The organism is Streptacidiphilus melanogenes (genome assembly GCF_000787835.1).
Lineage (GTDB): Bacteria > Actinomycetota > Actinomycetes > Streptomycetales > Streptomycetaceae > Streptacidiphilus > Streptacidiphilus melanogenes.
This window is the reverse complement of the sequence record NZ_BBPP01000048.1, coordinates 53615-60348: the sequence shown is the minus strand read 5'-3', so window position 1 is coordinate 60348 and position 6734 is coordinate 53615. Positions and strand designations below refer to the sequence as shown.

The following is a 6734-nucleotide window of genomic DNA, read 5'->3' as shown; positions in this document are numbered from 1 at the left end:
GATCGCGCACGCCGCCGAGGCGTGCGGTTCGGCTCCGCCTCAGGACGGTCTCACAGTGAGCCGTCGTTGCCGCTTTGGCGCTGCCGGGCTCGGTCGTTGAATTTCTTCACCCACGCGGCAGCCGTGCGCCTGGTGGTGACGTCGACTGCGCAGTAGTCGTCCATCCCCGGCGCGGTGATCGTGACGTCCGATCCCTCCAGGCGAGCGGTCGCCCCGGCGTGGATCATGGCGTCGATCCTCGGGCCGCTCAGTCTGAGCAGCCGCCGCCCGTTGGCGTAGAACGTCGACTGGTACACGAGGGTCTGCTTGAACCCGGTCATCGGTCGGGCTCCTTGTTCTCTGCCGGTCTGCTTTCGGATTGGCCGCACTCACCATGGCGGCGCAACCGATCCGAATCAAAGTGCTCGGCGGCCAGGATTGCGGGCCGCCAGTGCCGATTCCCAGATCGTCCCGTTGGCATGCGCGAACTACGCGGCACGCGTCTCTGCCGCCTAGATTGACGCAAGCCACTATGCAATCTTTGCATGGTGCAATCCACGCGGAAAGTCGATCACTGAGCACCCCGTCCCGCCTAGACCTAGACCAGCCCGACGCCTCAGGGACCACGACCGGGGTGCGGATCGGCTCCCGTCGCGCTCAGGGGGTGAGGTAGGCGTCGTCGAGGGCTTCGTAGCGGTCGGTGTGGCCCCGCACGCTGGTGATCCTTCCGTCGCGGAGTTGGAAGACCTGGTAGAGCACCGGGCTGCCGGGGCGGGCCTGGGCCAGTCCGAGGACGACGGCGTCGGGGTAGGTGAAGCTCTCCTCGATCTGGGCCCGCGTGCCGCTGGCATGCAGTTGTGCGTACCAGTCGAGGATGGCGGCGCGCGGGGCGATCTCGGCTTCGATGCCGGGCGTGGGGCCCACCGTGTGTGTGCGGCGAGGAGGTCCAGCAGGGCGTGAAGGTCGTCGCCTTCCAGGGCTGAGCGCAGGGCTGCGGCGGTCTGAGCCGGTGTCAGTGCGTGGGTCATGCCGTACTCCTGTCGTGGATGCGGCGTCCGGGCAGGATGCTTGGCCAGAACGCCGTGCCCCGCTTGCACGGCGACCGGCTCGCGGGTTGGCCGGTGGCCGCCCCAGGATCCGTCCGCGGCGCGCACCGGGTGGTGTTCGAGCGGGCTCAGTGGTCGCCCACTCGCGAGCGGGGGTCATCGTCCTCGTGGGCGGTGCGTGCGGGGTGCGGGGCGTGGTGGAGCGCGTGGAGGATGGCGCGGTGGTCGATCCAGCCGACGAGCCGGCCGTCGTGGGCATGGCTGAGGACGGGGAGGCCTTCGGCGTTGGTGGCGTTGAGCTGGTCACGTGCGGCGGCGAGGGTGGTGCCGGGCGTGGTGGTGGGGTGGGTGTCGTCGGCGAGTTTGCCGACGGGTGTTTGCAGGTCGGTGTCGTCGGCGAGGGCGTGGATGAGGTCGTGGGCGTGGACGGTGCCGCGGTAGGTGCCGTCGGTGCCGGTGAGCGGGACGACGCCGTGGTGCTGGTGTGCGAGGGCCCGTGGTGCCTGGGCCAAGGGGGTGGTGTCGACGAGCGCGTGGGGTGCGGTCGTCATGGCCTGGGCGACGGTGAGGGTGTCGGCGGGGTCGACGGTGGCGTCGAGGTCGATGCCGCGGCGCATCAGCTTGGCGGTGTAGATGTTCTCGTAGCTGAGCTTGCGGCTGACCATGGTGGCGATCACGATCGCGGCCATGAGCGGCAGGATGATGCTGTACTCGCCGGTGAGCTCGAAGAGGATGACGACGGCGGTGATGGGGGCGCGGGCGGCGCCGGCGAAGACGGCGCCCATGCCGACGATCCCGTACGCGGCGGCCGATCCGGCGATGGACGGCATGAGCTGGTGGGCGCCCTGGCCGAAGGCGGAGCCGAGCATGGCGCCGATGAACAGGCTGGGGGCGAACACGCCGCCGGAGCCGCCGATCCCGATGGTCAGGGAGGTGGCGATCATCTTGCCCGCGAGCAGGGCGAGGAGGAACAGCAGCGCGTAGCCGCCGGCGAGGGCGTGCTCCAGGACCGGGTAGCCGACGCCGTACATCTGCGGCAGGGCGAGGAGGAGCAGTCCGAGGAGCAGGCCGCCGACGGCGGGTCGGGCCCATTCGGGGCCGCGCCATACGGCGTCGCAGGCGTCCTCGATCCTGTAGAGGATCTTGTTGAAGCCGACGCCGACCACTCCGGCGATCAGCCCGAGGAGCGCGAACAGGGCGTACTGGGCCAGGTGCTGGACCTGGAAGGCCGGGAGGGTGATGAAGGCGGTGTTGCCCAGGATCGAGCGGCCGATGACGGAGGCGGTGAAGGAGGAGAGGACGACCATGCCGAACGATTCGGCGGCGAAGTCGCGCAGGATCAGCTCCATCGCGAAGAACACCCCGGCCAGCGGGGCGTTGAAGGTCGCAGCGATGCCTCCGGCCGCGCCGCAGGCGACGAGCATCTTGATCCGTGACTCGGACAGCCTGGCTATCTGGCCGAGGGTGGAGCCGAGGGCGGAGCCGATCTGCACGATCGGGCCCTCGCGGCCCACGGATCCGCCGCCGCCGATGCACAGGGCGGACGCGAGGGCTTTGACGCCGGCGACCTGGGGGGCGATCTTCCCGCCGCGGCGGGCGACGGCGTACATGACCTCCGGGACGCCGTGGCCGCGGGCTTCTCGGGCGAAGCGCTGCACCAGCGGCCCGTACAGCAGGCCCGCGACGACGGGGGCGAGGATCACGAAGTAGGGGCCGAGGATGGGCACGTGCGGGTTGGCGGCGTGCCCTGCGGCGGAGTAGTCCGCGTGTCCGGACAGCAGCCCCGTGAAGGTCTTGATGAGCCAGCGGAACACGACCGCGCCCAGTCCCGCCCCGGCTCCGATGACGAGCGCGAGGACGGCCAGTCCGCCCTTGGACGAGCGGAGGAACGTCGTCGCCCGGTCGATCACGGAGGACGGCGGGGCTGCGGTGAGCTGCGGCTTCATGCTTTGCATTATGCAATGTTTGCACCATACTAAAAAGAGGGGGTTCGCCCAGCGAGACGCCGTCGCCGTCCGCCGGGCCCGGCTGCGAGCCTGCACACGCGGGCCTGGGACGGCCCGCATGCGGGCCTTGGACAGTCCGAAAGGACCTCGCCATGACCAGTGCCGTTCCCGCCGTGGCGGTCGGCGTCGACTATCCGGCCGGCCCGAGCCGCGCCCTGGACTGGGCCGCGCAGGAGGCGCTGGCGCGCAGCGCGCCCCTGCGGCTGGTCACCGGCTGGACGGGAGCCGCCCACGACGATCCCGACCTTCTGCGGGAGGGCTTCTTGAAGGCGAGCGCTCGCAAGCTGCTGGAGGAGACCGCCCGGCTCACCGAGCTGTCGCACCCCGGCCTGGCGGTCATCTGCGAGGTGGTGGACGCCGACGCGCGGTATGCGCTGGAGCGGCACCGGGACGGCGTACAGCTGCTCGTCGTCGGCGCCAGACGCGCGCACCGCTTCCCCGATCGCCTGCTCGGTTCGACCAGCCTGCACCTGGCCGCGACGGCGGGCGGTCCCGTCGTGGTGGTTCCCGAGGACCCGTACGCGGGCCTGTCGGTGCGCGGGGACGGGCCGGTGGTGCTCGGCGTGGACGGCCGGGATCCGGGCCGCGACCTGGTGGCCTTCGCGTTCGAGACGGCGGTGCGCGAGGACGCGCCCCTGCGGGTCGTGCACGCCTGGCACCAGTCACCCACCGGCGGCCCGGACGGCGTCTTCGCACTCGCGGACGAAGGCCGGACCACGGCCGAGCAGGACATGCGCCTGCACGAGACCCTCGCCCCCTGGCGGGCCCGCTACCCGGAGGTGGACCTGCACGCCGACACCGTCCACTCAGGCGCGGTCCGCGCCCTGGTGCGCCTGTCACGGCAGGCCCGCCTGGTGGTGGTCGGACGGCACGGTCAGCCGACCGGTCCGCTGGGCCGGCTGGGCTCGGTCAGCCAGGGCGCCATTCTGAGCGCCCGCTGCCCGGTCGCCGTCGTCCCCGCCCCCTGAGGAGCCCACGAACGCGCCTGGAGAAGGTAGAAAGGACGTATGCCCGACGATCGCCGCTCCCCGCGCGCCAAGGTCCCCGCTCCCGCCGTCGAGGAGGAGGACCTGGTGACCGCCGTCCTGACCGCCTCCAGGGTCCTGGTATCCCTCTCCGCACGCTCCCTGGGCACCGTCGCCGAGCAGCTGACCCTGCCTCAGTTCCGCATGCTCGTCCTGCTGCACTCCCGCGGCGCGATGAACCTGTCCCGCCTCGCCGAGCAGCTCGCGGTCAACCCGTCCACGGCCATGCGGATGATCGACCGCCTCATCGCCGCCGGCATGATCGTCCGCGAGACGAACGCGGCCGACCGGCGCGAGGTCGCCATCGAGCTCACCGGCAAGGGCGCCGACACCGTCGTCGAGGCCACCGAGCGCCGCCGCGCCGACATCGCCGCGATCGTGAGCCACATGCCGGCCGAGCAGCGCACCGGCCTGGTCTACGCCCTGCGCGCCTTCACCGAGGCCAGCCAGGAGCCGGACGCGGTCCAGCGCCAGCTCGACCTGCTGGGCTGGTAGACCCGGCGACGCCCGGCGCCGGGTTCACGTCCGCGCGAGCGTCCGCCCGGAGGTGGGAGTGGTCGGCGTGCCGCCGGTGTAGTCGCGCCAGTCCCCCGGCGCCTGGCCCGGGGCCAGTGTGCGCAGCCGGGCGAGGACCGCGGGATCCTGGGCCTCCAGCCATGTGATGAGCTGGCGGAAGGAGACCAGGCGCACGTCGGGCTTGGCGGCGATGTCGCGCAGCGCCTGTTCGACGGCCTTCATGTAGATGCCGCCGTTCCAGGACTCGAAGTGGTTGCCGACGAAGAACGGGGCCCGGTTGGTGGTGTAGGCGCGATTGAAGCCGGCCATGTACGAGGCGTAGGACTGCTGCTGCCAGTACGGGCGCCTGGCCGGGTCGCCGTGCGGAGTGCCACCGGTCTGGTTGGCCAGCATGTTGTAGTCCATCGACAGCACCTGGAAGCTGTGCCCCGGGAAGGGGATCGACTGCAGCGGGAAGTCCCACAGGCCCACCTTCTTGCCCGGCCACATCTGCAGGCCGCCCGGGGAGCTGGCGTCGTACTTCCAGCCCATCGCCGCCGCGGTCGGCAGCAGCTGGTTCTGCCCGAGCAGGCACGGGGTGCGGCCGCCGATCAGCTCCTTGCGGTAGTCGAACGGCAGCGGGTCCATGTCGTGGTAGCCGGTGTTGGTCTTCCACTGCTCCACGAAGCCGATCGCCTGCTCCAGTTCGCTGCGCCACTGCGCCGGGGTCCAGGTGCCCACTCCGCTGGTGGGGCTGCAGAAGTGGCCGTTGAAGTGAGTGCCGATCTCGTGGCCCTCCAGCCACGCCCCGCGGACCTGCTCAAGCGTCATCCGGACGTGGTCGTCGGCCAGGTAGCCGATGTCCGAGGCGCCGGGCTTGTGGCCGGGCGGCAGGTAGAGGTCCTTCTTGCCCTCGGGCAGCACGTAGATGCCGGACAGGAAGAACGACATCGTCGCTTTCGTCTCCCGCGCGACGGCGCGGAAGTGCGAGAACAGCTTCTTGCTGTCCTCACCCGCGCCGTCCCAGGAGAAGACGACGAACTGAGGCGGGCGCTGCCCCGGCTGCAGCCTCTCGGGCACCGGCTGGAAGGGCTGCGGACCGGTGTCCGCCATCGACCCGTCGCCGATCAGCGCCAGCGGTCGGGCGGGCATCCTGCCCCGGGCGTCGCCCGGGGTGCCGTGCCGCGCCGGACGGGGACTCGCGGTCACCCCGCCGCACCCGGAGACCAGGGCCGAGGCGGCGGCAGCCGCGGCGGCCACCACTCCTCGGCGGGAGAAATGGGCCATGATGCTCCTTGCTTCGTTACCGGCGCGCGGGCATGACACACCGTCGTCCGCCTGCGACGTCGCGCAATGCCATCCTCATGCAAGGTTTGCATGGTGCAAGGAATCTGGCAGGGTGAATTCGGCCGACTGGGTATCACCCCAGGTCCCAGCGCCGCACACTGGCAGGCCGCCGAGCGGGCGGCGTGTCGCAGCCCCGCAGTCCACTCCCACCGCAGGCGGCCTCAACCGCCCGGCGTCGGGTCCCGCGATCGCGCCATCGCACCGGGCCCTGGGGGCCGCGCAGGGCCGCGCGGATCGGGGATGGCCCTCGCGGCCCCGGACCGCAGGTGGCGAACCGTCACCCTGAGAGCGCCATAGACCAGGAGACTCCGCCAGTCGGCCCTCGTCCGAGGCAAGCATGTCCCGGCGCGGGACCGGCCTCCCGAAACTGAAGACCGTCGGTCTGTTCGGCGCGGTGCAGGGCGCCAATCGCCTCATCATCGCGACCGTGCTGCTCGGGCCGAGGAGCTGCCAACCGCATAGCGGGTGGCCGACCTGATCGGACTTCGTAACGCTTCGACGGTTAGTCCAGGTATGTTCCGGCGAAGGTGGAGTCGAAGCCTGTCGCGGTGATGATCTCTTCGACGGTGTCGAAGTCCTGGGCGGGGTAGTCGGCGTATTGCTCGAAGTCGTCGAGGGTGAGGTCGGGGTCGATCCACTGGTGGGTGCAGCGGCACCGGATCGCTACGCGGGTGGCGGTCGGGTAGTGGATCATGAGCCAGTTGCGGTTGGCCGCGCACGCGGGGCAGGTGAGGGCGATGCCGCGGGGTGCGATCGGGCCGGGGTGGTAGACGACGCGGACGGGCGGCTTGGCGGGCGGGCTGTCGGGGGCGGGTGGCAGCTCGGGGTAGCGGTAG

General features: G+C 71.2%; 7 protein-coding genes. 2 read left to right on the top strand and 5 right to left on the bottom strand.

The genetic code is table 11. The annotated features are described in order from the left end of the window. Positions 1 to 50 precede the first annotated feature (50 nt). From TR49_RS33815 to TR49_RS33805, 3 genes are all read right to left on the bottom strand, one after another. Positions 51 to 320 (bottom strand): hypothetical protein, encoded by a 270-nt coding sequence (locus TR49_RS33815; RefSeq protein ID WP_042388656.1) that lies wholly within the window; start codon positions 318 to 320, stop codon positions 51 to 53. A gap of 316 nt (positions 321 to 636) precedes the next feature. After that, positions 637 to 903 carry a hypothetical protein gene (locus TR49_RS33810; RefSeq protein WP_042388655.1) on the bottom strand — a complete coding sequence of 89 codons (267 nt, stop codon included), beginning with the start codon at positions 901 to 903 and terminating at the stop codon, positions 637 to 639. A 250-nt stretch (positions 904 to 1153) separates the two neighbouring features. Continuing rightward, complete coding sequence (locus tag TR49_RS33805) at positions 1154 to 2971, bottom strand: chloride channel protein (RefSeq protein ID WP_042388653.1); 1818 nt, start codon at positions 2969 to 2971, stop codon at positions 1154 to 1156. 152 nt (positions 2972 to 3123) lie between these two features. Here TR49_RS33805 and TR49_RS40585 point away from each other — a divergent pair, with 152 nt between their 5' ends. Then, entirely contained in the window at positions 3124 to 3999 is an 876-nt protein-coding gene (locus TR49_RS40585; RefSeq protein WP_052434879.1) for a universal stress protein, read from the top strand. 39 nt (positions 4000 to 4038) lie between these two features. Then, complete coding sequence (locus tag TR49_RS33795) at positions 4039 to 4551, top strand: MarR family winged helix-turn-helix transcriptional regulator (protein WP_042388652.1); 513 nt, start codon at positions 4039 to 4041, stop codon at positions 4549 to 4551. Between the two features lie 24 nt (positions 4552 to 4575). Here TR49_RS33795 and TR49_RS33790 read toward each other — a convergent pair whose 3' ends face one another. Together TR49_RS33790 and TR49_RS33785 are read right to left on the bottom strand one after the other, a co-directional pair. After that, a complete protein-coding gene (locus TR49_RS33790; protein WP_042388650.1) occupies positions 4576 to 5838 on the bottom strand; it encodes a polysaccharide deacetylase family protein in 1263 nt (420 codons plus the stop codon). A gap of 562 nt (positions 5839 to 6400) precedes the next feature. Next, a partial coding sequence (locus TR49_RS33785; RefSeq protein ID WP_042388682.1) for a hypothetical protein occupies positions 6401 to 6734 on the bottom strand: 334 nt, incomplete at its 5' end.

Bases quoted from the DNA above. Each gene is read 5' to 3' on its own strand.
- TR49_RS33815 (WP_042388656.1), bottom strand. From the start codon at position 320: ATGACCGGGTTCAAGCAGACCCTCGTGTACCAGTCGACGTTCTACGCC.
- TR49_RS33805 (WP_042388653.1), bottom strand. From the start codon at position 2,971: ATGAAGCCGCAGCTCACCGCAGCCCCGCCGTCCTCCGTGATCGACCGG.
- TR49_RS40585 (WP_052434879.1), top strand. From the start codon at position 3,124: ATGACCAGTGCCGTTCCCGCCGTGGCGGTCGGCGTCGACTATCCGGCC.
- TR49_RS33795 (WP_042388652.1), top strand. From the start codon at position 4,039: ATGCCCGACGATCGCCGCTCCCCGCGCGCCAAGGTCCCCGCTCCCGCC.
- TR49_RS33790 (WP_042388650.1), bottom strand. From the start codon at position 5,838: ATGGCCCATTTCTCCCGCCGAGGAGTGGTGGCCGCCGCGGCTGCCGCC.